Source organism: Acidovorax sp. SUPP3334 (assembly GCF_030159055.1).
GTDB lineage: Bacteria > Pseudomonadota > Gammaproteobacteria > Burkholderiales > Burkholderiaceae_C > Paracidovorax.
Window position 1 is genome coordinate 117892 of the sequence record NZ_BQXQ01000001.1, and the last position, 25122, is coordinate 143013.

General features: G+C 67.4%; 21 protein-coding genes. 11 read left to right on the forward strand and 10 right to left on the reverse strand.

Annotated elements, in window-relative coordinates; translation table 11 throughout:
• Positions 1 to 38: 38 nt before the first annotated feature.
• Positions 39 to 1145, reverse strand: a complete 1107-nt coding sequence (prfA, locus tag AVHM3334_RS00540; protein WP_284408723.1) for a peptide chain release factor 1 — start codon at positions 1143 to 1145, stop codon at positions 39 to 41.
• Between the two features lie 99 nt (positions 1146 to 1244).
• A complete protein-coding gene (hemA, locus tag AVHM3334_RS00545; RefSeq protein WP_284408724.1) occupies positions 1245 to 2555 on the reverse strand; it encodes a glutamyl-tRNA reductase in 1311 nt (436 codons plus the stop codon).
• Positions 2556 to 2628: 73 nt separating this feature from the next.
• On the opposite strand from hemA, the gene AVHM3334_RS00550 reads away from it, so the two are divergent.
• Positions 2629 to 2904, forward strand: coding sequence for a hypothetical protein (locus AVHM3334_RS00550; RefSeq protein WP_284408828.1), 276 nt, complete (start codon positions 2629 to 2631; stop codon positions 2902 to 2904).
• 72 nt (positions 2905 to 2976) lie between these two features.
• Here AVHM3334_RS00550 and AVHM3334_RS00555 read toward each other — a convergent pair whose 3' ends face one another.
• Entirely contained in the window at positions 2977 to 3570 is a 594-nt protein-coding gene (locus AVHM3334_RS00555; protein ID WP_349816600.1) for a LysE family translocator, read from the reverse strand.
• Positions 3571 to 3653: 83 nt separating this feature from the next.
• On the opposite strand from AVHM3334_RS00555, the gene AVHM3334_RS00560 reads away from it, so the two are divergent.
• On the forward strand, positions 3654 to 4619 hold the full coding sequence (locus AVHM3334_RS00560; protein ID WP_284408728.1) for a Bug family tripartite tricarboxylate transporter substrate binding protein: 966 nt from the start codon (positions 3654 to 3656) through the stop codon (positions 4617 to 4619).
• 157 nt (positions 4620 to 4776) lie between these two features.
• Here AVHM3334_RS00560 and AVHM3334_RS00565 read toward each other — a convergent pair whose 3' ends face one another.
• From AVHM3334_RS00565 to ugpB, 7 genes are all read right to left on the reverse strand, one after another.
• Positions 4777 to 7245: a DUF3772 domain-containing protein gene (locus tag AVHM3334_RS00565; RefSeq protein ID WP_284408829.1), complete on the reverse strand. Its 2469-nt coding sequence runs from the start codon at positions 7243 to 7245 to the stop codon at positions 4777 to 4779.
• 113 nt (positions 7246 to 7358) lie between these two features.
• Positions 7359 to 8123 (reverse strand): glycerophosphodiester phosphodiesterase, encoded by a 765-nt coding sequence (ugpQ, locus tag AVHM3334_RS00570; protein ID WP_284408730.1) that lies wholly within the window; start codon positions 8121 to 8123, stop codon positions 7359 to 7361.
• Positions 8124 to 8169: 46 nt separating this feature from the next.
• Entirely contained in the window at positions 8170 to 8472 is a 303-nt protein-coding gene (locus tag AVHM3334_RS00575; RefSeq protein WP_284408731.1) for a VOC family protein, read from the reverse strand.
• Between the two features lies 1 nt (position 8473).
• Positions 8474 to 9478 carry a sn-glycerol-3-phosphate import ATP-binding protein UgpC gene (locus AVHM3334_RS00580; protein WP_284408732.1) on the reverse strand — a complete coding sequence of 335 codons (1005 nt, stop codon included), beginning with the start codon at positions 9476 to 9478 and terminating at the stop codon, positions 8474 to 8476.
• Between the two features lie 56 nt (positions 9479 to 9534).
• Positions 9535 to 10386 (reverse strand): sn-glycerol-3-phosphate ABC transporter permease UgpE, encoded by an 852-nt coding sequence (gene ugpE, locus AVHM3334_RS00585; protein ID WP_284408733.1) that lies wholly within the window; start codon positions 10384 to 10386, stop codon positions 9535 to 9537.
• A gap of 24 nt (positions 10387 to 10410) precedes the next feature.
• Positions 10411 to 11292: a sn-glycerol-3-phosphate ABC transporter permease UgpA gene (gene ugpA, locus AVHM3334_RS00590; RefSeq protein ID WP_284408735.1), complete on the reverse strand. Its 882-nt coding sequence runs from the start codon at positions 11290 to 11292 to the stop codon at positions 10411 to 10413.
• A 99-nt stretch (positions 11293 to 11391) separates the two neighbouring features.
• Entirely contained in the window at positions 11392 to 12702 is a 1311-nt protein-coding gene (gene ugpB / locus AVHM3334_RS00595; RefSeq protein WP_284408737.1) for a sn-glycerol-3-phosphate ABC transporter substrate-binding protein UgpB, read from the reverse strand.
• 356 nt (positions 12703 to 13058) lie between these two features.
• Between ugpB and serA the strand changes: the two genes are divergently transcribed.
• From serA to AVHM3334_RS00640, 9 genes are all read left to right on the forward strand, one after another.
• Positions 13059 to 14288 carry a phosphoglycerate dehydrogenase gene (gene serA / locus AVHM3334_RS00600; RefSeq protein ID WP_284408739.1) on the forward strand — a complete coding sequence of 410 codons (1230 nt, stop codon included), beginning with the start codon at positions 13059 to 13061 and terminating at the stop codon, positions 14286 to 14288.
• Between the two features lie 239 nt (positions 14289 to 14527).
• Entirely contained in the window at positions 14528 to 18442 is a 3915-nt protein-coding gene (locus tag AVHM3334_RS00605) for a DUF3683 domain-containing protein (RefSeq protein WP_284408740.1), read from the forward strand.
• Positions 18442 to 18900, forward strand: coding sequence for an HIT family protein (locus AVHM3334_RS00610; RefSeq protein WP_284408742.1), 459 nt, complete (start codon positions 18442 to 18444; stop codon positions 18898 to 18900). The genes AVHM3334_RS00605 and AVHM3334_RS00610 overlap by 1 nt, the downstream gene beginning before the upstream one ends.
• Before the next feature lie 127 nt (positions 18901 to 19027).
• Entirely contained in the window at positions 19028 to 19462 is a 435-nt protein-coding gene (locus AVHM3334_RS00615; RefSeq protein ID WP_284408744.1) for a gamma-butyrobetaine hydroxylase family protein, read from the forward strand.
• Positions 19463 to 19572: 110 nt separating this feature from the next.
• Positions 19573 to 20304, forward strand: a complete 732-nt coding sequence (ubiE, locus tag AVHM3334_RS00620) for a bifunctional demethylmenaquinone methyltransferase/2-methoxy-6-polyprenyl-1,4-benzoquinol methylase UbiE (RefSeq protein WP_284408746.1) — start codon at positions 19573 to 19575, stop codon at positions 20302 to 20304.
• A gap of 53 nt (positions 20305 to 20357) precedes the next feature.
• Positions 20358 to 21392, forward strand: coding sequence for a Tim44 domain-containing protein (locus tag AVHM3334_RS00625; RefSeq protein ID WP_284408748.1), 1035 nt, complete (start codon positions 20358 to 20360; stop codon positions 21390 to 21392).
• Positions 21393 to 21470: 78 nt separating this feature from the next.
• Entirely contained in the window at positions 21471 to 22037 is a 567-nt protein-coding gene (locus tag AVHM3334_RS00630; protein WP_284408750.1) for a hypothetical protein, read from the forward strand.
• Positions 22034 to 23599 carry a ubiquinone biosynthesis regulatory protein kinase UbiB gene (gene ubiB, locus AVHM3334_RS00635; protein ID WP_284408751.1) on the forward strand — a complete coding sequence of 522 codons (1566 nt, stop codon included), beginning with the start codon at positions 22034 to 22036 and terminating at the stop codon, positions 23597 to 23599. The genes AVHM3334_RS00630 and ubiB overlap by 4 nt, the downstream gene beginning before the upstream one ends.
• A 60-nt stretch (positions 23600 to 23659) precedes the next feature.
• On the forward strand, positions 23660 to 25111 hold the full coding sequence (locus AVHM3334_RS00640; RefSeq protein ID WP_284408753.1) for a high affinity choline transporter 1: 1452 nt from the start codon (positions 23660 to 23662) through the stop codon (positions 25109 to 25111).
• Positions 25112 to 25122 lie beyond the last annotated feature (11 nt).

Here is a 25122-nt window from a genome sequence, read left to right on the forward strand (position 1 = left end):
ATCTGGCTGCGGGGCCGGTCGTGTTCGCCAGGGCGCGCTCAGGCCGATGTTTCCAGGTCGGCCAGTTGCTCGGCTTCGCGGGCATGGCGCAGGGCGTCCAGCACGTCGCCGAGGTCGCCTTCCATGATGGCCAGCAGTTTGTAGAGCGTCAGGTTGATGCGGTGGTCGGTGAACCGGCCTTGCGGAAAGTTGTAGGTGCGGATGCGGTCGCTGCGGTCGCCGCTGCCGATCAGCCCCTTGCGCAGCGCGGCTTCCTTGGCGGCGCGCTCGCTGCGCTCCTTTTCCTGGATGCGGGCTTGCAGCACCTGCAGCGCCTTGGCCTTGTTGCTGTGCTGGCTGCGGCCGTCCTGGCATTCGGCCACGATGCCCGTGGGCAGGTGGACCACGCGCACGGCCGAGTCGGTCTTGTTGATGTGCTGGCCGCCGGCGCCGCTGGCGCGGAAGGTGTCGATGCGCAGGTCGGCGGGGTTGAGCGTGATGGCCTGGTGCTCGTCGGGCTCAGGCATCACCGCCACGGTGCAGGCGCTGGTGTGGATGCGGCCCTGCGTCTCGGTGGCGGGCACGCGCTGCACGCGGTGGCCGCCGGATTCGAAGCGCAGCGCACCGTAGGCGCCGGACCCGGAGGGGCCGTTACCAGCCCCGGCCTCCACGCGCAGCACGACTTCCTTGTAGCCGCCGATCTCGTTCTCGTTGGCGCTCATGATTTCGACCTTCCAGCCCACGTTGGCGGCGTAGCGCGTGTACATGCGCGCCAGGTCGCCGGCGAACAGGGCGGATTCGTCGCCGCCCGTGCCCGCGCGGATTTCGACGAAGGCATTGCGGGCGTCGTCGGGGTCCTTGGGCAGCAGCAGGCGCTGGAGTTCGTCTTCCAGCTGCGTCAGCTCGGCCTCGGCGGCGGCGACTTCTTCCTGCGCCATCTCGGCCATATCGGGGTCGGCGAGCATTTCCCGGGCGCCAGCCAGGTCGGCCTCGCGCTGCTGGTGGCGGACGTAGCGGCCTGCGATCTGCGTGACTTCGGCGTGCTCGCGCGAGATGGTCCGGTACTGGGCCATGTCGGACATGATGTCCTCGCGCGAGAGCAGAAAGTCGAGTTCTTCGAGGCGCTGGGCATAGCGCTCCAGCTGGGTTCTGAGAAAGGGCTTCATCGTCGGGGGAAATTGGTTTGCTACGGTTTTTGTAGCTGCTTGCGCTCATGGATCAAGCGCTGGAAGCCTGTTTGGCCCGAAGGCCGCGCAGCCGCGTCGCTACAGGCCGGTTTTGCTTTGCGAGCGCAGGAACAGGCGTGAGACGGTCTGCGCCGTCTGGGCGCGGGTTTCGGCGTCGCCGGCCCGCAGTTCGGCCAGGGTGCCGTGCAGCATCTTCTGCGTGAGTCCGCGAGACAGCGCCTCCAGCACCGCATCCATGTCTTCGCCCTTGGCCAGGAGCTTCTTGGCGCGGGCGATCTCCAGCGCGCGCCATTCGTCGGTCTGGGCGTTGAGCTGCTGGATCAGCGGCACCACGCCGCCGGAGCTTCCAATGCCCGGGCTGCGCAGCTCCATCCAGTGCATGAAGCTCTGCACGCCCGCGTCGATGATGGCCTCGGCCTGCGCCACGGCGGCCTGGCGGTGGGCCTGGGCGGTCTGCACCACGCCGGCCAGATCGTCCACGGTGTAGAGGTAGATGTCTTCCAGCGCCTTGACCTCGGGTTCGATGTCGCGCGGCACGGCCAGATCGACCATGAACATGGGGCGGTGGCGCCGCTTTTTCAGGGCGCGCTCCACGGCGCCCAGGCCGATGATGGGCAGGCTGCTGGCGGTGCAGCTCACCACCGCGTCGAATTCGTGCAGGCGGTCGGGCAGGTCGGCCAGGCGCATGACCTCGCCGCCGAAGCGCGTGGCGAGTTTTTCGCCGCGCTCCAGCGTGCGGTTGGCCACGGCGATGGCCTTGGGGTTCTTGGCGGCGAAATGGGTGGCGGCCAGCTCGATCATCTCGCCCGCGCCCACGAACAGCACGCGGATTTCGGACAGGTCCTCGAACAACTGGCCCGCCAGCCGCACGGCGGCGGCGGCCATGCTGATGCTGTGGGCGCCGATCTCGGTGCTGGTGCGCACTTCCTTGGCGACGGCGAAGCTGCGCTGAAAGAGCTGGTTGAGCGTGGTGCCCAGGGCGCCGGCGGTTTCGGCGGCGCGCACGGCGTCTTTCATCTGACCGAGGATCTGCGCCTCGCCCAGCACCATGGAGTCGAGCCCGCTGGCCACGCGGAAGGCGTGCCGTGCCACGAGGCCGTCTTCCAGCGAATAGGAGTGCGAGCGCAGGAGCGCGGGGCTCACGCCGCCGCTTTCGGCCAGCCAGCCCAGCGTGTGGTCCAGCGCAGGCTCGCCGCCAGCGCAGTAGATTTCGGTACGGTTGCAGGTGGAAATGATGGCCGTTTCGACGCTCGGGTGGCGGCTCGTGCCGCCCAGCGATTGGCGCAAACCCTGGAGCGTGGGCGCGATCTGATCGAGCGCGAACGCAAAACGACCGCGCAGATCGAGCGGCGCGGTCGTGTGGTTGATGCCAAGGGCCCAGACTGCCATAAGCCGCGATTATAAAATTGCCCGCCCCATGCCGGGGGCTATGCTCGTAATAGTCTTGATCTGGGTCATGTCCATGGATGCTTTGTCCGCCGTCAACCATCTGCTGAATTTCGTGCTGCCCGCGTTGGCCGTGGCGCTGCTGCTGGTGGGCGGCTGCAGGATCTTCCTGCGAAAGCGGGCTGCCACGCGCGGCATGGCGGCCCAGGTGGCGCTCAATTTCGCGGTGGGCTGCGTCATCCTCGCGGCGGGGCTGGCGTGGTGGGGACGCGACGGAAAGATGCTGACCTACGCGGCGCTGGCCCTCGGTTGCGCCACCACCCAGTGGCTCCTGCTGCGCGGCTGGCGCTGAAAAGCCTGCGTTTCGGGTTTGGGAGCACCTGGCCGTCCGGGCCGGCAGCGCGGCCAGCCCGATCAGCCCGGATCAGCCCAGCTTGTGCCGCGTCTTCAGCAGGCCCAGGCCCAGCGCGATGAAGGTGCCGCCCACGATGCGGTTGAACAGCTTGGCGCGCGCCACGATGTGCCCCTTGACCCGCGAAATCAGCACCACATAGAAAGCGTGCGAGATCAGCGCGCAGACGGCGAACGTGGTCGTGAGCAGCAGGTACTGCGTGAACAGGGGCTCGCCCGGTACGACGAACTGCGGAAACAGCGCCGAGAAGAACAGGATCGCCTTGGGGTTCGTCAGCGACACGCCCAGCCCCTGCGCCACCAGTTGCCAGTTCTTGCGCTCGCGCCGCTCGATGGGCGCCTGGCCCGCATCGCTGCCGATGAGCGCGTCCTTGCTGCGCCAGCGCTTGACGCCCAGCCAGATCAGGTACATCGCGCCCGCCACTTTCATCGCGAGGAACGCGTTCGCCGACATGCTGAGGATGGTCCCCATGCCGATCATCGCCAGCCCCGACACCGCGAAGATGCCGAGCGAACTGCCGAGCGAGCTGAACGCCGTTCGCCGCGCCCCCACGTCCACCGAGTTCGATACCGCCAGCAGCACGGCGGGGCCGGGGGTGAAGCACATCAGCAGCGAGACGCCGCAGAAAAGAAGCAAGGAGGGCTGGTTCTAAGCTGCGGCCTTTCGAAAAACCAAAAGGAGACCTTCGAATGCGCCTGCGCAACTGTCTGGCTGCCGCCGCCCTGGCGTGCCTGTCCGTGGCCACCCTGGCCCAGGGCTTTCCGTCCAAGCCCATCCGCATCGTGGTGGGGTTTCCTGCCGGCGGTCCGCTCGATCAGCATGCGCGCCTGCTCACCGATAAATTGCAGGCCGTGCTGGGCCAGCCGGTGCTGGTGGACTACAAATCCGGTGCTGGCGGCACGGTGGGCGCGCAGGACGTGATGAAGGCGGCGCCCGACGGCCACACGCTGATGCTGGCCAACACCGGCGTGATGGTGATCAACCCCGCGCTGTACAGCCGGCTGCCGTACCAGACGCTGAAGGATTTCACGCCCATCGCGCGCACGGCCATGCAGCCGCTGGCGCTGCTGGTCAACCCCAAGCTGCCGGTGCAGACGCTGCCCGAATTCATCCAGTACGCGCGCGGCAAGCCCGGCCAAGTCAACTTCGGCTCGGCGGGCAACGGCGGCATCAGCCACCTGGTGCCGGAGATGTTCAAGACGGCCACCGGCCTCTTCATGGTGCACATCCCGTACCGCGGCAGCGCCCCGGCCTTCACCGACCTGATGGCCGGCCAGGTGCAGTTCATGGCCGAAAGCATTCCGCAGGCGGCCTCGTACCACAAGCAAGGCAAGGTGCGCGCGCTGGCCGTGACCAGCCGGCAGCGCAATCCGGCCATGCCGGACGTTCCCACGGCCATCGAGAGCGGGCTCAAGGGCTTCGAGGTGGTGGGCTTCTACGGCTTCCTGGCCCCGGCCGGCACGCCCAAGGACGTGGTCGCCAAGCTGAGCGATGCCTTCGGCCAGGTGCTGCAGTCGCCCGAGGTGCGCGACCGCATGGTGTCGCAGGGCGCCGATCCGGCCTACCTGGGCGCGGATGCGTTCGCGGCGTTCCTGGCGGCCGAAATGCCGCGATGGGCCACCGCGGTGAAGCAGTCCGGCGCCAAGCTGGATTGAAAAAAGGGCTTCAAGCCAAACAGGCCTCCAGCGCATGATCGACTAGGGGATATTGCTATTTATTTAATAGCAATCCGATCCGTCGGTCATGCCAGTCCCGCAGTCCCACAGTCTCCAAAGGCCCTGGAGCCCCGGCAGCGTTGTCTCCGCGGCTGGGTCAGACCACCGTGGTGGCAGGGCCGTTGCTGCCCTGCGGCTGCGGCACCGCCACGGTGGGCGAGGTCGGCGTGGGGTAGGCGAGCGACGTGGTCGCTGGCGGCGACAGCGCCAGGCCCGCGCCGCGCAGATTGTCCAGGATGGTGAACAGCAGGTCGCTTTTGACGCCACCCGCATTGCGCGGGTTGCTCACGTAGCCGATGGCCAGGAAGGTGAGCGTGCCGTTCAGGATGCCTTCCAGCTGCACGATGGGCTCGGGCTCGTCCATGATGCCCTCGTGCGCGTGGAAGGCCTGCAGGATCACCTCGCGCATGCGCTGCGCGTCGGTATCGAGCGGGGCGGGCAGGCGCAGCAGCACGCGGCCGGGTGCGCCGGTCAGCGTCATGTTGCGCACGGTCTTGGTGATGAATTCCGAGTTGGGCACGATCACCGTGGACCGGTCGCCCAGCTGGATCTCGGTGGCGCGCACGTTCACGCGGCGCACGTCGCCCTCGGTGTCGCCCAGCACCACCCAGTCGCCGACCTTCACCGGGCGCTCGGCCAGCAGGATCAGGCCCGAGATGAAGTTCTGCACGATGGCCTGCAGCCCGAAGCCGATCCCCACCGACAGCGCGCTCGCCACCCAGGCGATGCGCTCCACGCTGATGCCCAGGGCCGCCAGCGCGGCCGCCACCACCAGCACGGTGCCCACATAGCCCAGCAGCGTGACGATGGAGCTGCGCATGCCGGGCTCCAGGGTCGTGTTGGGAAAGTAGCGGTCGCGCAGCCAGCGCTTGAGCACGCGGATGCCCACGAACCCCGCGGCGACCACGGCCAGCGCGGTCAAAAGGGCCTGGGGCGCGAACGCGAAGTTGCCCACCTGCAGCCCGTTGTTGAGGCTGCTGCCGCGCCGGAAGACCTCGCCGGGGTCGGTGCCGAAAGGGGCCATCAGCGCGATCACCATGTAGAAGAACAGCACCACGCGCAGCACGCCCGAGCCCAGCACGGCCGCCTGGTCGAGCACGCTCGCGTCGATGCCCATGCCCGAGTGCAGGCGGCGCCCGAAGCTGCCCTTGGACGAGATCACCGCTTCGCACACGTCGTCCGCCAACTGGTAGAGCAGGTAGGCGGTGGCGAAGACGATCGCGCTCCAGACCATCTGCCGCGCGAGCGTGCTGGCCAGGGCCACGAAGCCCAGGGCGACCAGCACCAGCGTCGCCACCGACGCAAAGCCCGCGCAGGCGACGAGCAAGCCCACCCACAGCGGGCGGGGCGCAGCGGCCGCAGCGCTGTCTGCCGCATGGTGCTTTTCGCCGCTGGCAGCATCGTCCTTGTTGGCGACGGGCGGCGAATGCAGATGCCGCAGGCAGGCGATGGCGATGAGCGCCACGAGCAGCGCCGTGACGGCCTGCGTGGTCACCTCGGCCGCGAGGCTGGCGCCCACGGCGGTGTTGATCTCGGTGACCAGCCCGCTGGTGGAGGCCACGATGGCGATCCACCACGGGTAGGGGCTGAGGCGCCGGGCCAGGTCGTCGGACAGCGAGGGCAGCCGCCACGAACTGCGCCGGCGCGACAGCAGCGCGTGCCCCAGGCCGATGGCGAACGACGCGAAGATCGCCAGCCGCACGGCGGTGCTGCCCAGGCCGTGCAGCCGCTCGCCCAGGTTGTCGCCCACATCGACGCCGCTGAGCGCCAGTTGCGCGGCCAGCCCGATGAGCAGTACGTGTACCACGACCGACACCGCAGCCAGCAGCGACCGCCGCAGGCGCCCCGATGGCAACCGGGTCGGTGCCACGCGCACCAGTACGCGCTTGGCCACCCAGTTGCCCAGCACGGCCAGCAGCAGCGCGCCGGCCAGGCTGCCCAGGAACGTGGCTCGCCGGGCGGGCTCCATCGCCCGCTCCAGGGCCTGGCGCGCTTCGATCGCCAGCATCGACAGGCGGGCGGTGTCCGAGGGCCAGGCGTTGCGCAGGGCGCGCCAATAGGTGGGGCCGAGCGGGGAGTCGATGCGGGCCGTCAGCGCGTCCTGGAACTGCTGGCGGCGCTGGCGCACGAGGTCGGCGCTGCGCTGGTCCGCATCGACGACGATCAGGCGCGCGAGTTTCAGGTCGGCATCGACCACGGCCCGCTGCTTGGCGAGCGCCGCTCGCTGCTGGGCGACATCGGGGGCATCGGCGGGGGCTCCTTTTTCCGGCGCGGGGCCGAGGCCGGCCAGGCGGGTGTCGAGATCGGCCAGCGCTTCGGTGCGCTGCGCGACGAGCTGCTCGGCCGCGGTGCCGATGGCATAGACCTCGTTGACCCGCTTGCGGCCGTCGTCGTCGGGATCGAGCTTCTTCGGAACGGCATCGAGCTGCTTGCGCAGGTCGTCCACCGACGGGGGGGCCGGGTCGCCCGCGCGCGGCGCGGCGGCGGTGGCGCTGGCGGATGAAGCGGGAGCGGCCGCCCCGGCGCGGTCCTGGGCCGAGGCGGGGTGGGCGGCTGCCAGGCCCATGAGCAGGCAGGCCAGGAGCAAGAGAGCGGAGAGTCCGGTGCGCAGGCCGGGCGGGATGCGTGAAAAGGAAGGAGGCAAGGGCGGGTCCGTGCTGACGAGAACCCGAAAGCGTATCACTGCGCGGGGCTGAACAGGTCCACCCGGTCGGTGATGACGCCGTCGGTGCCCAGGTCGATCAGGCGCTGCGCGGCCCATTCGTCGTTCACCGTGTAGCTCAGTGCGCGCAGGCCGGCGCCGTGCACCTGGGCCACGGTTTCGGCCGTCCACAGGGCGTGGTTGCAGACCACCGCCACGCAGCCGAGTTGCTGCGCGGTGTCCAGCCAGCCGGGGGTGAGCGTGTCCAGCAGCAGGCCGCGCGGCAGCAGGGGCGCTGCATCGCGCGCGCCGGACAGGGCGCGCACCTGGAACGAGGTCAGCAGCGGCGGCACGGCGGCATTCAGCCACAGGCGGGCGGCGTGCGAGGCCACGACGCGGCCGGTTTCTTCCTCGGTGCCGGGCGTGGGTTTGATCTCGATGTTCAGCAGGTGGCCGTTGGCCCGGCAATAGCGCGCCACGCTCTCCAGGGTGGGCAGGGGCTCGCCCGCGTGGGCGCGCGAGTGCCAGGCGCCCGCATCCAGGCGCGACAGGTCGCTCCAGGGCTGCTCGCCAGCCGTGCCGGTGCCAGTCGTGGTGCGCTCCAGCGTGGCGTCGTGCAGCAAAAAGGGAACGCCGTCGGCGCTGAGCTTGGCGTCGCATTCGAACATGCGGTAGCCGTGGTGCGCCCCCAGGCGGAAGGCGGCCAGCGTGTTCTCGGGCGCCAGCTTGCCCGCGCCGCGGTGGGCGATCCAGCGGGGATAGGGCCAGTCGGCGGCGAAAACGGCGGGAGAGGATGAGGTCATGTCAGTGAGGCGGTCGATGGGGAGCGCTGCGTTCAGGCGCCGTGCTTCATGTGCTTTCCCCGAACTTGAGCAGGTTGCCGTGCGGGTCGATCACATACAGCTCGCGCGCATCGCCACGCACGTAGCAGGAGGTTTTCTCGGCGATGTGGCGCTCGGCGCAGTGCCAGAAATGCAGTTCGCAGCCGTCGCGCTCGACGATGAGGTAGTCCCCGGTGCGCAGCCGGGGCGTGAAGCCCAGGCGGTCGGCGTAGAAGGCGGCGCTCTCGTCCAGGTCGAGCGACGCCAGCACGGGCACCGTCGCCAGCACGGGCCCCGCTGCGGGTGCAGTGTCGCTGGCGGCGCACGTCACGTCACATCCGCTTGCCGGTGGCGGCGTCGAACCAGTGCAGGCGCGCCATGCGCGGCGCGATGTGGATGGTGTCGCCGGGCTGCGGCGAGTGCGTGCCTTCTTCCACGCGCACGATGAGCGATTCATCGTTCATGCGGGCATAGACCAGGCGCTCGGCGCCCAGCAGTTCGACCGTCTCGACCTGCACGGCCCAGCCGTCGTCGCCGATGTCCAGATGCTCCGGGCGCACGCCGAGAATGGCGCCGTCCTTGCCACCGGGGGCGTTCTTCAGCAGGTTCATGGGCGGCGAGCCGATGAAGCTGGCCACGAAGGTGGACGCGGGCGTGTGATAGACCTCTTCGGGCGTGCCGAACTGCTCCATCACGCCGCCGTTCATCACGATCATGCGCTGGGCGAGCGTCATGGCCTCGACCTGGTCGTGGGTGACGAACAGGCTGGTGATGCTTAAGTTCCGGTGCAGCTTCTGGATTTCCAGGCGGGTCTGCGCGCGCAGCTTGGCGTCCAGGTTGGACAGCGGCTCGTCGAACAAAAAGACCTGCGGCTGCCGCACGATGGCGCGGCCCATGGCCACGCGCTGGCGCTGGCCGCCGGACAACTCGCGCGGCTTGCGCTCCAGCAGATGGCCCAACTCGAGGATCTTGGCGGCCTTGTCCACGCGCGTCTTGATCTCGTCCTTGGGCACCTTGGCGATCTTCAGGCCGTAGGCCATGTTGTCGTACACCGTCATGTGCGGGTACAGCGCGTAGTTCTGGAACACCATGGCGATGTCGCGCTCGGCGGGTTCGAGGTCGTTCACCACGCGCGGGCCGATGGCGATCTCGCCGCCGCTGATCTCTTCCAGGCCCGCGACCATGCGCAGCAGCGTGGATTTGCCGCAGCCCGAGGGGCCGACGATCACGATGAATTCGCCATCCTGGATTTCGGCGTTCACGCCGTGGATGACCTGGTTGGCCTTGGGGCCTGCGCCGTAGCGCTTGATGACGTTGCGAAGCGAGAGGGATGCCATATCTTTTGGGGATGCTTGTCGGATCGATCGGTGGTCTTGATCGTTGATCGTGGTCGTTATTTCTCGGTGTCCACGAGGCCCCTGACGAACCACTTTTGCATGAGCATGACGACCACGGCGGGCGGCAGCATGGCCAGGATGGCCGTCGCCATGACGATGTTCCATTCGTTCTGCCCGTCGCCGCCGGCGATCATGCGTTTGATGCCGATCACCACGGGGTACATGTCTTCGCTGGTGGTCGCCAGCAGCGGCCACAGGTACTGGTTCCAGCCGTAGATGAACTGGATCACGAACAGGGCGGCGATCGACGTCTTGGACAGTGGAATCAGCACGTCCTTGAAGAACCGCATGGGCCCGGCGCCGTCCATGCGCGCGGCCTCCACCAGCTCGTCCGGCACCGTGAGGAAGAACTGGCGGAACAGGAACGTGGCCGTCGCCGAGGCGATCAGCGGCACGGTCAGGCCGGCGTAGCTGTTGAGCATGCCGAGGTCCGACACCACCTGGTAGGTGGGGCCGATGCGCACTTCCACGGGCAGCATCAGCGTGATGAAGATCAGCCAGAAGCACAGGCCCTTGAAGGGAAAGCGGAAGTACACGATGGCGAACGCCGACAGCAGCGAGATCGCGATCTTGCCGAACGTGATGACCAGCGCCGACACCAGGCTGACCCACATCATTCGGGCGACCGGGGCCGTGGAGCCCGCACCCGCGTCGCGGCCGAACAGCGCGGCCTTGTAGGTGTCCCACAGGTGCGTGCCGGGCAGCAGCGGCATGGGCGCCTGCACGATTTCCTGCGCGGTGTGCGTGGAGGCCACGAAGGCCAGGTAGAGCGGAAAGGCGACGATCACGACGCCGAGGATCATGATGGCATGCGCGAGGATGCCGAGGGTGGGGCTGCGTTCAACCATGGTGGGGTGCTCCGGACGGCATCATCAGTATTGGACTTTCTTCTCGACGTAGCGGAACTGCACCACCGTGAGCGCGACGACGATCAGCATCAGCACCACCGACTGCGCGGCCGAGCCGCCCAGGTCCATGGCCTTGAAGCCGTCGTAATAAACCTTGTAAACGAGGATCGCCGTGTCCTTGCCGGGGCCGCCCTGCGTGGCCGCATCGACGATGGCGAAGGTGTCGAAGAACGCGTACACCACGTTGATCACCAGCAGGAAGAAGGTGGTGGGCGACAGCAGCGGGAACTGCACCGTCCAGAAACGGCGCCATGGGCCGGCACCGTCGATGGCCGCGGCTTCGATGAGCGACTTCGGAATCGACTGCAGCCCGGCCAGGAAGAACAGGAAGTTGTAGGAGATCTGCTTCCACACCGAGGCCATCACGATCAGCGTCATGGCCTGGCCCGAATCGAGCAGGTGGTTCCAGTGCATGCCGACTTTCTCCAGGCCATAGGCCACCACGCCCAGCGACGGCGAGAACATGAAGACCCACAGCACGGCGGCCACGGCAGGCGCCACGGCGTAGGGCAGGATCAGCATGGTCTTGTAGAACATGGCGGCTTTCACCACCCGGTCGGCGAAGACCGCGAGCATCAGCGACAGCGTGATGCCGATGCCCGCCACCAGCACGGAGAACATCGCGGTGGTCTTGAACGACTCGACATAGCTGCCGTCGCTGAACAACTGCTTGAAGTTTTCCAGCCCCACCCATTCGGTGGAGGTGCCGAAGGCGTCCTGCAACTGCATGGATTGCACCAGCGCCTGGCTGGCCGGCCAGAAAAAGAAGACCAGGATGATGGCCATCTGCGGTGCGATGAGCACCCAGGGCAGCCATGCAGATTTGAAGCGGACGCGTTTTTCCATGGGGCGGAAGGTTGAGAGAAATAGGCGCTTCCCAAAGCAAAAAGCAGAGGGTTGACCCCTCTGCTTTTTACGGTTGGCGAAACGTTCAGTTTAAAACGACTACGACTTGTTCGCCTTCTGGAAACGCTCCAGCTGTTCGTTGCCGCGCTTGACGATCGTGTCCAGCGCTTCCTTGGCGGTCTTCTTGCCGGCCCACACCTGTTCGAGCTCTTCGTCCTCGATCGCGCGGATCTGCACGTAGTTGCCCAGGCGGATGCCGCGGCTCTTGTCGGTGACCTTGCGGATCATCTGCGTCACGGCCACGTCGGTGCCGGGGTTCTGCTGGTAGAAGCCCGACTTTTCGGTCAGCTCGTACGCGGCCTTGGTGACGGGCAGGTAGCCGGTGCGCTTGTGGCTGGCGGACTGCACTTCCGGCGTGGAGATGAACTTGAAGAATTCGGCCACGCCCTTGTATTCGGCAGGCTTCTTGCCAGCCATGACCCACAGGCTCGCGCCGCCGATCACGGTGTTCTGCGGAGCGCCCTGAACGTCGGGGTAGTAGGGCAGGGGTGCCAGGCCGTAGGCGAACTTGGCGTTCTTGGCCACGTTGCCGTAGAAGCCCGAAGACGTGTTGATCATGGCGCACTCGCCCGACACGAAGCTCGCCTCAGGCACGTTGCCGCGGCCCTTGTAGACGAACAGGCCCTGCTTGGCCATGTTGGCCAGGTTTTCGATGTGGCGCACGTGCAGTGGCGAATCCACCTTCAGGCGCGCGTCCAGGCCCTGCAGGCCGTTGGACTTGCTGGCGAACTCCACGTTGTGCCAGGCCGAGAAGCTCTCGACCTGCGTCCAGTTCTGCCAGGCCGTGGTGAACGGGCACTTGTGGCCCGATGCCTTGAGCTTGGCCGCCGCGTTGACCACTTCGGGCCAGGTGGTGGGCGCCTTGTCGGTGGGCAGGCCGGCCGCCTTGAAGGCGTCCTTGTTGAAGTAGAAGATGGTGGTGGAGCTGTTGAACGGGAAGCTCAGCATCTGGCCGTTGGGGGCCGTGTAGTAGCCCGCCACGGCGGGAATGTAGGCCGCCGGGTCGAACTGGGCGCCCGCGTCCTGCATGACCTTGCCCACGGGCACGATGGCGCCCTTGCTGGCCATCATCGTGGCGGTGCCCACTTCGAACACTTGCAGGATGTGCGGCGCGTTGCCGGCGCGGAAGGCGGCGATGGAGGCCGTCATGGATTCGTCGTACGTGCCCTTGTAGGTCGGCACGATCTTGTAGTCCTTCTGGCTTTCGTTGAACTGCTTGGCCAGGTCGTTCACCCATTCGCCGTTGACCGCAGTCATCGAATGCCACCACTGGATCTCGGTCTGGGCCTGCGCCGTGGCGCAGAAGGACGCGGCAATGGCAGCCGCCGCCGCCAAATGCTTGAATTGCATGAAAACTCCTCGAATCGGTACGAAATGCACGAAGCGCCGATGGTAGGACGCATGTCGTGACACGAATGTGTCGTTGTCGCATAGGCCCGCATGGCGATCAAGCGGGGAAACCCGTCGCGCCGGCGGGCCCGCAATCGCGCCTAAACGGGCGTGAAAAATGGCAATTTCGTGACCAATCCGTGACAGGCCGAGTCGCCTTGGCGACTCATCCGCCGCACCAGCTTGGCGAATCGCGGAGATGCCAGCAGGGTTTTGTGCAGTGCACAATGATCTGTGTCCCCGTTCTGGGGCCTCCGGTCGGGGCTGACGTCCCGCCCCATCCGATTCTTCGTTTCCCGATCCTCCCGGACCTTTCCATGGCCAAAACATCTCTGGACAAAAGCAAGATCAAGTTCCTGTTGCTCGAGGGCATCCACCCTTCCGCGATCGACGTGCTGCGCGGCGCGGGCTACACCCAGATCGAGGCCCTCTCCGGGGCGCTGCCCGACGATGAACTCAAGCGCAAGATCGCCGACGCGCACTTCGTGGGCATCCGCTCGCGCACGCAGCTGACGGCCGAGGTCTTCGCCCATGCGCACAAGCTGGTGGCCGTGGGGTGCTTTTGCATCGGCACCAACCAGGTGGATCTGAACGCCGCCCGCGAGCGCGGCATCGCCGTGTTCAACGCACCGTATTCCAACACCCGCTCGGTGGCCGAGCTGGTGCTGGCTGAGGCCATCCTGCTGCTGCGCGGCATTCCCGAAAAGAACGCGGTGGCGCACCGCGGCGGCTGGCTCAAGTCGGCCGACAACGCCTACGAAATCCGCGGCAAGACGCTGGGCATCGTGGGCTACGGCTCCATCGGCACGCAGCTGTCGGTGCTGGCCGAGGGCCTGGGCATGCACGTGATCTTTCACGACGTGGTCAACAAGCTGCCGCTGGGCAATGCGCGCCAGGCGCCTTCGCTGCACGCGCTGCTGGGGCAGGCCGACATCGTGAGCCTGCACGTGCCCGAGCTGCCTTCCACGCAATGGATGATCGGCGCGGCCGAGATCGCGGCGATGAAGCCGGGCGGCATCCTCATCAACGCCGCGCGCGGCACGGTGGTGGAGATCGAGCCGCTGGCCGAGGCGCTCAAGGCCAAGAAGCTGCTGGGCGCCGCCATCGACGTGTTCCCGGTCGAGCCGCGCACGAACAAGGACGAGTTCCTGTCGCCGCTGCGCGGGCTGGACAACGTGATCCTCACGCCGCACATCGGCGGCTCCACCATGGAGGCGCAGGCCAACATCGGGCTGGAAGTGGCCGAAAAGCTGGTCAAGTACAGCGACAACGGCACCTCGATCTCGTCGGTCAACTTTCCCGAGGTGGCGCTGCCCGCCCACCCGGGCAAGCACCGGCTGCTGCACATCCACCAGAACGTGCCGGGCGTGCTGTCGCAGATCAACCGGATCTTCTCGGACAACCAGATCAACATCGCGGCCCAGTACCTGCAGACCAACGAGAAGGTGGGCTACGTGGTGATCGACATCGACGCCCAGTCGTCCGACCTGGCGCAGGACAAGCTGGCCCAGGTGCCGGGCACGATCCGCAGCCGCGTGCTGTTCTGAGGTCCCTGCCGGCTGGCGGCTTCGGGTACGGCCGGCCGGTCTTTTTGGTCAGAGCCAAAAAGGCCTCCAGCGCAATCAATATGCCGGGATATTGCTATGAAAATAGTAGCAAATGCGGCTTGTGCGGCGCCCTGGCCTTCGGTGGTGCCCGAGAACGCCCCGGGCCGCCCTGGGCCCTGGCATAAAATCGCGGCCCCGAGGCACAGGGGCGCCCCACGCGCCCGACCCAGGTTGACCCCATGAACGTTCCCATAGCGCTGGCTGCCCTGCAGGCGCAGGCCGCCGAGCCCGCCCGCCTGCGAGAGATTCCCTACAACTACACCTCGTTCTCGGACCGGGAAATCGTCATCCGGCTGCTCGGGTCTCCCTCCTGGGACGTGCTCGACCAATTGCGCCGCGAGCGCCGCACCGGCCGCTCGGCCCGCATGCTCTACGAAGTGCTGGGCGACATCTGGGTCGTGCAGCGCAACCCCTATCTGCAGGACGACCTGCTGGACAACCCCGACCGGCGCAAGCTGCTGGTCGATGCGCTGGAGCACCGCCTGGCCGAGATCGGCAAGCGCCGCACGCCGGCCGACGATTCCAGCCGCGACCAGCTCGTGGGCCAGTTGGTGGACGCCGCCCGCCGCGCCATCGCCGAGTTCGACGCCACGTTCGTGGAGGCCGCCCAGCTGCGCCGCCAGGTGCAAAAGCGCCTGGGCCGGCACACCGCCAAGGACAACATCAAGTTCGACGGGCTCTCGCGCGTGTCCCACGTGACCGATGCGACCGACTGGCGCGTCGAATACCCGTTCGTGGTGCTCACCCCCGACACCGAGGCCGAGATGGCCGCGCTGGTGAAGGCCTGCATCGACCTGGAGCTGACCATCATTCCGCGCGGCGGCGGCACCGGCTACACCGGCGGCGCGATTCCGCTCACCTGGCGCAGCGCGGTCATCAACACCGAAAAGCTCGAAGCCATGACCGAGGTGGAAATGCGCCGCCTGCCGGGCATGGACCGCGAGGTCGCCACCGTGTGGACCGAGGCCGGCGTAGTCACCCAGCGCGTGGCCGATGCGGCCGAGCGCGCGGGCTACGTGTTCGCCGTGGACCCGACCAGTGCCGAGGCCTCGTGCATCGGCGGCAACATCGCCATGAACGCCGGCGGCAAGAAGGCCGTGCTGTGGGGCACCGCGCTCGACAACCTCGCCAGTTGGCGCATGGTGACGCCCGATGCCCAGTGGCTGGAAGTGACCCGTGTGAACCACAACATGGGCAAGATCCACGACGCCGAGGTGGCGAGCTTCGAGCTGCAGTATTTCGAGGCCGACGGCAAGACGCCGATCCGCACCGAGCGGCTGGACATCGCCGGCAAGACCTTCCGCAAGGAGGGCCTGGGCAAGGACGTGACCGACAAGTTCCTGTCGGGCCTGCCCGGCATCCAGAAAGAGGGCTGCGACGGCCTCATCACCAGCGCGCGCTGGGTGGTGCACCGCATGCCCGAGCACACGCGCACCGTGTGCCTGGAATTCTTCGGCAACGCCAAGGACGCGGTGCCCAGCATCGTGGAGATCAAGGACTTCATGTTCGCCGAGCAGCAGCGCAGCGGCGTGCTGCTGGCGGGCCTGGAACACCTGGACGACCGCTATCTGAAGGCCGTGGGCTACGCCACCAAGAGCAAGCGGCACGGCGGCGGGCTGCCCAAGATGGTGCTGTTCGGCGACATCGCGGGCGACAACGCCGACGACGTGGCGCGGGTGACCAGCGAGGTCGTGCGCCTGGCCAATTCGCGCTCGGGCGAAGGCTTCATCGCCATCAGCCCCGAAGCGCGCAAGAAGTTCTGGCTGGACCGCAAGCGCACGGCGGCCATCAGCCGCCATACCAACGCCTTCAAGATCAATGAAGACGTGGTGATTCCGCTGCCGCGCATGGCCGAGTACACCGACGGCATCGAGCGCATCAACATCGAGCTGTCGCTGCGCAACAAGCTCAAGCTGTGCGATGCGCTGGAAGATTTCTTCCTGCGCGGCAACCTGCCGCTGGGCCGCCAGGACGACGCGCACGAGATTCCCTCCGCCGAACTGCTGGAAGACCGCGTGGGCCAGGCCGTGGCGCTGGTGGGCGAGGTGCGCGCGCTGTGGACGGGCTGGCTGCGCGATGTGCAGACGCTGTTCCCGCAACTGCAGGACCATACGCTGCGGGCGAGCTGGAAGACCCAGCTGCGCGAGCCGCTGTCCAAGATCTTCGCCGGGGCGGCGTTCAAACCCATCATGGACGAGACGGCCGCCATCCATCAGCGCGTGCTCAAGGGCCGCGTGTGGGTGGCGTTGCACATGCATGCCGGCGATGGCAACGTGCACACCAACATCCCCGTCAACAGCGACGACTACGACATGCTGCAGACGGCGCACGAAGCCGTGGCCCGCATCATGGTGCTGGCCCGCCACCTGGACGGCGTGATCTCGGGCGAGCACGGCATCGGCATCACCAAGCTGGAGTTCCTGACCGACGACGAGCTGCAGCCGTTCGCCGACTACAAGCAGCGCGTGGACCCCGAGGGGCGCTTCAACAAAGGCAAGTTGCTACGAAATCAGGAGCAATGTGCCCTAGTGGATATTGCGCGGGAGCCCGGTTCGGCTCGCAACTCGCTGATGTATGCCGACCTGACCAACGCCTACACGCCGAGCTTCGGCCTGATGGGGCACGAGTCGCTGATCATGCAGCAGAGCGACATCGGCGCCATTGCCGATTCGGTCAAGGACTGCCTGCGCTGCGGCAAGTGCAAGCCCGTGTGCGCCACCCACGTGCCGCGCGCCAGCCTGCTGTACAGCCCGCGCAACAAGATCCTCGCCACCTCGCTGCTGGTGGAGGCCTTCCTGTATGAAGAGCAGACGCGCCGGGGCGTGTCGATCAAGCACTGGCAGGAGTTCGAGGACGTGGCCGACCACTGCACCGTGTGCCACAAGTGCTACACGCCGTGCCCGGTCAAGATCGACTTCGGCGACGTGACCATGAACATGCGCAACCTGCTGCGCAAGATGGGCAAGAAGACCTTCCGCCCGGGCAACGCGCTGGCGATGGCCATGCTCAACGCCACCAACCCCGACACCATCAAGCTGATGCGCAGCGCCATGGTCGGCGTGGGCTTCAAGGCCCAGCGCATCGCCGTGGACCTGCTGCGCAAGGTGGGCCGCCGCCAGACCGCGCGCCCGCCGGCCACGGTCGGCACCGCGCCGGTGAAGGAGCAGGTGGTGCACTTCATCAACAAGAAGCTGCCGGGCGGTCTGCCCAAGAAGACGGCGCGTGCTCTGCTGGACATCGAAAACAAGGACTACGTGCCCATCATCCGCAACCCGGCCACGACCACGGCCGAGACGGAGGCGGTGTTCTATTTCCCCGGCTGCGGATCGGAGCGCCTGTTCAGCCAGGTGGGCCTGGCCACGCAGGCCATGCTCTGGCACGCGGGCGTGCAGACCGTGCTGCCGCCGGGCTACCTGTGCTGCGGCTACCCGCAGCGCGGCAGCGGCCAGTTCGACAAGGCCGAGAAGATGATCACCGACAACCGGGTGCTCTTTCACCGCGTGGCCAACACGCTCAACTACCTCGATATCAAGACCGTGGTGGTGAGCTGCGGCACCTGCTACGACCAGCTGCAGGGCTACGACTTCGGCAAGATCTTCCCGGGCAGCCGCATCATCGACATCCATGAATACCTGCTGGAAAAGGGCGTGACGCTGCAGGGCAAGGGCGCTTACCTGTACCACGAGCCCTGCCACAACCCGATGAAGCTGCAGGATTCGGTCAAGACCGTGAAGGCGCTGGTCGGCCCGCAGGTCACCAAGAGCGAACGCTGCTGCGGCGAGTCCGGCACGCTGGGCGTGACGCGGCCCGACATCTCCACCCAGGTGCGCTTTCGCAAGGAAGAGGAGATCCGCAAGGGCGAGGCCGCGCTGCGCGCCAGCGGCGCCGTCGCCCCGACGGAGAACGTGAAGATATTGACCAGCTGCCCCAGCTGCCTGCAGGGCCTGAACCGCTACCAGGACGACCTGAACAACGGCCTGCTGGAAGCCGACTACATCGTCGTCGAGATGGCGCGCGAGATCCTGGGCGACAACTGGATGCCCGAGTACGTGCAGCGCGCCAACGCGGGCGGCATCGAGCGGGTCCTGGTCTGATGGCGGCCCATGGGCCTGCTGCGTCCACCACGCCGAACTGCCCGCTGTGCGATGGCGAGGGCGGCGCGCTGGTGTGGCGCGGCCAGAAGCTGCGGGTGATCCGCGCCGAGGAAGCCGGCTTTCCGGCTTTCTACCGCGTGGTGTGGTCGGCGCATGCGGCGGAGTTCACCGATCTCGCTGCGGCAGACCGCGTGCATTGCATGGAGGCGGTGGCCGCGGTGGAGGCCGCACTGCGCGTCCACCTGCAGCCCGACAAGATCAACCTGGCCGCGCTCGGCAACATGGTGCCGCACCTGCACTGGCATGTGATCGCGCGTTTTGCATGGGACAGCCACTTCCCCGGCGCCGTGTGGGCCCCGGCGCAGCGCGACCGCGCACCCGAGCGCGAGGCCGAAGTGGCCGCCCGCCTGGCCGCGGCCGAGGCGGCGATGGCCGGGCGGCTGGCGCAGCTGGCTTGACGCCACGGGCCTTCAGGCCGCGCGGGGATTGCTGCCGGCCCGGCCAGGGCGCGGTGGGACAATCCCGCGCTGGTTCCATCGGGCCGCCCGCAGCGGGCGCAACGCAAAAAACGCACAGAGGATTTCCATGGCAGGTTTGAAAGCCGGCGCACCCACGCCGCAGTCGATCACGGTGCACGAGGCATCGCGCGTGCTGGAGGTGGTGTTCTCGGACGGCGCGGCCTTCCGCATCGCGTTCGAGTTGATGCGCGTGTATTCGCCCTCCGCCGAAGTGCAGGGCCACGGGCCGGGGCAGGAGGTGCTGCAGACCGGCCAGCGCCACGTCACGCTCACGGGGCTGGAGCCGGTGGGCAATTACGCGGTCAAGCCCACGTTCTCGGATGGCCACGACACGGGCATCTTCTCGTGGGACTACCTGTATGAACTCGGCCAGCGCCAGGACGCGCTGTGGGCCGACTACCTGCGCCGCCTGGCCGAGGCGGGCGCCGACCGCGACACGCCGATGCCGCCCAAGCGCGGCGGTGGCGGCCATTCGCACGGTTCTGGAGGCTGCGCGCACTGACGGCGACGGGCCCGCTCTGCGCGGGCCGAGCGTCCAAATTGCGACAGATGCCCCATGCAGGCGCGGGGTTGTCGCTGTACGAGCGGGGCGCGCGCCCCTAGCATCGCGGAATGAGCACCACGCATTTCGGATTCCAGTCGGTCGACGAGGCAGAAAAGGCGCGCCGCGTGCGCGGCGTTTTCGACTCCGTCGCATCCAAGTACGACGTCATGAACGACCTCATGTCCGGTGGCCTGCACCGCGCATGGAAGGCCTACACGGTCATGGTTGCCAACCTGCGCGAAGGCAACCGCGTGCTGGACATCGCGGGTGGCACGGGTGACCTGTCGCGGGCCTTCGCCAAGAAGGTCGGCGCATCGGGCCAGGTGGTGCACACCGACATCAACGAAGCCATGCTGCGCGTGGGGCGCGACCGCCTCATCGACGCTGGCGTGGTGCTGCCCACGCTGGTCTGCGACGCCGAGCAACTGCCCTTTCCCGACGGCCACTTCGACGCGGTGAGCGTCGCCTTCGGCCTGCGAAACATGACCCACAAGGACCAGGCGCTCGCTGAGATGTGCCGCGTGCTCAAGCCGCGCGGCCGCCTGCTCGTGCTGGAATTTTCCAAGGTGGCGAAGCCCCTGGAAAAGGCCTACGACTGGTACTCGTTCAAGGTGCTGCCCCGGCTGGGCCGGATGGTGGCGGGCGACGATGCCAGCTACCGCTATCTCGCCGAGTCGATCCGCATGCATCCGGGCCAGGAAGAACTCAAAACCCTCATGCAGAAAAATGGCTTTGGGCATGTGGACTATCACAACATGACGGGGGGAATCGTCGCTTTGCATGTTGGAATCAAGTGCTGAGCCTTCTTGCGTGTTCGCTGGCAGCGGGCACCGATCAATAAATTGGAGATGACATGATGAAGATCTGGTCCATGGCGCTGGTCGCCATGATGGTGATGGTGCATGCCGACGCGGATGCCCGCCGCATGGGTGGCGCCAAGTCCGTCGGCAAGCAGTCGAGCAACGTGACGCAGCGCGAGTCCGCCGCGCCGCCGCCTGCCGCTCCCGGCGCACCGGCGCAGAACGTCAACAGCGCTGCCGCCGCCAAGCCCGGCGCCGCCGCGCCGGCAGCGGCTCCGGCCGCCGCCGCCAAGAAGCCTTGGGGCGCGATGCTCGGCGGCCTGGCCGCAGGCCTGGGTCTGGCCTGGCTGGCGCACTCGCTGGGCCTGGGCGCGGGCTTCGGGCAGTTCCTGCTGATCGCGCTGCTGGCGCTCGGCGCGTTCGCCGCGTTCCGCATGTTCATGCGTTCGCGCAAGCCGGCTGAAGGCGGCGGCGCGGGCAACTCGCCGTTCGCCTTCCAGGGCGCTGGTGCCGGTGCCGGGGCCGCTTCGCCCGCCGAAGCGCAGATGCCGCGCCAGTACAGCCCGCAGAACGTCGGCAACGACGCCTCTGCCCGGCCGTTCGAGCGCAGCAGCATGGCGTTCGATGCCTCCCGCCAAAGCGGCGGCGGCTCGGGCGTGGTGATCGGCTCGGCGCTAGCCGGCTCGCAGAACTGGGGCGTGCCCGAGGGCTTCGACACCGAAGGCTTCCTGAACGCAGCCAAGCGCAACTTCATCACGCTGCAAGGCGCCTGGGACCGTTCGGACATTCCCGCACTGCGCTCGATGATGACCGACAGCATGGTGGAGGAAATCCGCACCCAGCTGAGCGAGCGCGAATCGCTGCGCGGCGCCAGCCAGCCCAACCACACCGATGTGGTCATGCTGGAAGCCCAGCTGCTGGGCATCGAAGACCTGGGCGACGGCTACATGGCCAGCGTGGAGTTCTCCGGAATGATCCGCGAGGAGCTGTCGGCAGGCCCGAGCCCGTTCCGCGAAGTGTGGAACATGACCAAGCCCAAGACCGGTGGCAGCGGCTGGCTGGTGGCCGGCGTGCAGGCCTTGCAATAAGGCCGGGCCGCAATGGCGCGGCGGGCGCGGGGGTAAAGCCCTCGGTGCCGCGCCCAGTTCGGGGAATAATCGGGGACTATGGCAACACAGTCCCCTTTTTCATTCCTGGATGGGCTTTTCGAGCGCATCGCCGCAGGTCCGCAGCCACCGCAGTGGCTGGTGCACGAGGTGCAGCACCGCATGGTGCTCTTCCTCAACCATGTGCTCATGCAGGAGCCCGAGGCCATGGACCGCCTCGTGCGCCAGAAGGGGCGCGTGGCCCGCGTGCAGTGGCGGGTGTATTCGATGGCCTTGCAGATCACGCCGGCGGGGCTCCTTGATCTGGCGCCTGAAACCCTGGTGCCGGACCTGCGCCTGGAGGTGACCGAGACCTCGCCCCTGTCCCTCGCGCAGACCGCGCTGCGGGGCGACAAGCCCGGCATCCGCATCGAAGGCGACGTGCAGCTGGCGGCCGAGATCAACTGGCTGGTGGACCATGTGCGCTGGGACGTCGAGGAAGACCTGGCCCGCGTGATCGGCGATGCGCCGGCCCATGCGGTGGGTTCGGCCGCGCGGCGCGCGGCACAGGCGCTGCGCCAGTTCGTCGGCGCCCGCCGGGCTTCGTCGGCCGGCCAGGCCGGTGGCACCGACCGATTCGCACCATGAGGCGTTTCTTTCGCGGCATCACCATCGTCTGGGTGGTGCTGCGCTACGGGCTGGATGAACTGGTCCTGACGAGCTTTCAAAAACCCTGGCTGCGCCTGGTGGCACGCATCGTGTCGGTCGGCCGCAACCTGGACGCGCCCCGCGGGCAGCGCCTGCGCGAGGCGCTGGAGCGGCTGGGCCCGATCTTCGTGAAGTTCGGCCAGGTGCTGTCCACCCGGCGCGACCTGATGCCCCCTGACATCGCCGACGAGCTGGCGCGCCTGCAGGACCGCGTGCCGCCCTTCGATCCCGATGTGGCCGTGGCCACCATCGAGCGTGCCTTTCGCCGTCCGCTGGCCGAGGTGTTCGTTTCGTTCGACCGGGTGCCCATTGCCAGCGCCTCCATCGCCCAGGTGCACTTCGCGGTCGTGCGCGACCGCAAGGGCGTGGAGCGCGAGGTGGCGGTCAAGGTGCTGCGCCCGGGCATGCTGCCGGTGATCGAGAACGACCTGGGCCTCATGCGCCTCATGGCCGGCTGGGTGGAAAGCCTGTCGGCCGACGGCAAGCGGCTCAAGCCTCGCCAGGTGGTGGCCGAGTTCGACAACTACCTGCACGACGAGTTGGATCTGGTGCGCGAAGCCGCCAACGCCGCGCAGCTGCGCCGCAACATGCAGGGGCTCGAACTGGTGCTGATCCCCGAGATCCTCTGGGACTTCTGCCACGCAGAGGTGCTGGTGATGGAACGCATGAAGGGCGTGCCCATCAACCAGATCGAACGCCTGCGCGCTGCGGGGGTGGACATTCCCAAGCTGGCGCGCGACGGGGTCACGATCTTCTTCACCCAGGTGTTCCGCGACGGCTTCTTTCATGCCGACATGCATCCGGGCAACATCCAGGTGAGCCTGGAGCCCGAAACCTTCGGGCGATATATTTCGCTGGACTTCGGCATCGTCGGCACGCTGACCGAGTTCGACAAGGAATACCTCGCGCAGAACTTCACGGCGTTCTTCCGCCGCGACTACAAGCGCGTGGCCGAACTGCACATCGAAAGCGGCTGGGTGCCCCCCACCACGCGCGTGAACGAGCTGGAGGCGGCGATCCGCACCGTGTGCGAGCCGTACTTCGACCGGCCGCTCAAGGAGATTTCGCTCGGCATGGTGCTGATGCGGCTGTTCCAGACGTCGCGGCGCTTCCAGGTCGAGATCCAGCCGCAGCTCGTGCTGCTGCAAAAGACGCTGCTCAACATCGAGGGCCTGGGGCGCCAGCTCGACCCCGACCTGGACCTGTGGAGCACGGCCAAGCCGTTCCTGGAAAAGTGGATGCTCGACCAGATGGGCCCGCAGCGCCTGTGGCGCGAGCTGCGCGCCGAGGCGCCGCGCTTCGCCAAGATGCTGCCCGAACTGCCGCGCCTGCTGCACGGCTATCTGCGCGAACGGCCGCACGACCACCGCCGCGAGCTGCTGGAACTGCTGGCGGCGCAAAAGCGCACCAACCGCCTGCTGCAGAGCCTGATCTACGGTGGCATGGGATTTGTATTGGGGCTGCTGGCGATGCAGCTGCTGATCCGCGTGCGGCTGTTCTAGCCTTTCCCTGCCCGCTTTTCCCCCTACACCCCTCCCTACGCGACATACGAGGAGCATGCCGTGCTGTTGACCCTGGTCATTGTCTATCTGCTGATCACCATCGCCATCGGCCTGCTGGCAGCGCGGCGGGTGAAGAATTCGGCCGACTTCGCCATCGCCGGGCGGCATCTGCCGCTGTACATGATCGTGACGACCACCTTCGCCACGTGGTTCGGCTCCGAGACGGTGCTGGGCATTCCGGCCAAGTTCATCGAAGGCGGGCTGGGCAACGTGGTGGAAGACCCGTTCGGCGCGGGCTTCTGCCTGATCCTGGTGGGCCTGTTCTTCGCGGCGCGGCTGTACCGCATGACGCTGCTGACCATCAGCGACTACTACCGCGAGCGCTACGGGCGGGTGGTCGAGGTCGTGTGCTCGCTCATCATCATGCTGAGTTACCTGGGGTGGGTGTCGGCCCAGGTCACGGCGCTGGGGCTGGTGTTCAACCTGCTGTCCGGCGGGGCCATCGGCATTCCGATGGGCATGACCATCGGCGTGATCTCCATCCTTGCCTACACGCTGTTCGGCGGCATGTGGTCGGTCGCGGTGACGGACTTCATCCAGATGATCATCCTGGTCGGCGGCCTGGCCATCATCGCGGTGTTCGCGGGCAACATGGCGGGCGGGGCCGGCAAGGTGATCGAGCTGGCCAGCAGCCGCGACCTGTTCCGCTTCCTGCCCGAGCCCAAGCTGCACGACATCCTCTTCTTCATCGCGGCGGGCATCACGATGATGTTCGGCTCCATTCCGCAGCAGGACGTGTTCCAGCGGGTCATGTCGGCCAACAACATCAAGGCCGCCACGCGCGGCCCGGTGATCGGGGGCATCTGCTACATCCTCTTCGCCTTCGTGCCCATGTTCCTGGTGGCCAGCGCGCTGATCATCATGCCGGCCGAAACGGCGGAACTGCTCAAGGACGATCCGCAGAAGGTGCTCCCCACCCTGGTGCTGCAGAAGATGCCGTTCATCATGCAGGTGTTCTTTTTTGGTGCGCTGCTGTCGGCCTTGAAGTCCACCGCGTCGGCCACGCTGCTGGCGCCCAGCGTCACCTTCACCGAGAACATCTGGCGCCAGTTCCGCCCGAACGGCACCGACCGCGACCGCCTGCGCACCATGCGCATCAGCACGCTCGTGTTCAGCGCCTTCGTGCTGGCCTATTCGATCCACATGCAGGGCACGTCGATCTACGAACTGGTGTCGGGCGCGTACCAGGTGCCGCTGGTGGGGGCCTTCGTGCCGCTGGTCTTCGGCCTGTACTGGAAGCGCGCGACGACGCATGGCGCCCTCCTGGCGATCGCCGCGGGCCTGTCCACCTGGCTCGTGTTCCTGGCCACGCCCGTGGGCGCCGTGTTTCCGCCGCAACTGGCGGGCGTTCTGGCCGCCACCGCGGGCATGCTGGTCGGCTCGCTGGCGCCCCAGGGGCTGCGCAACGTGCGCGCTTCGCACCACCCGGTGGCAGGGGTGGAGCAGGCGTGAGGGGCCTCGGG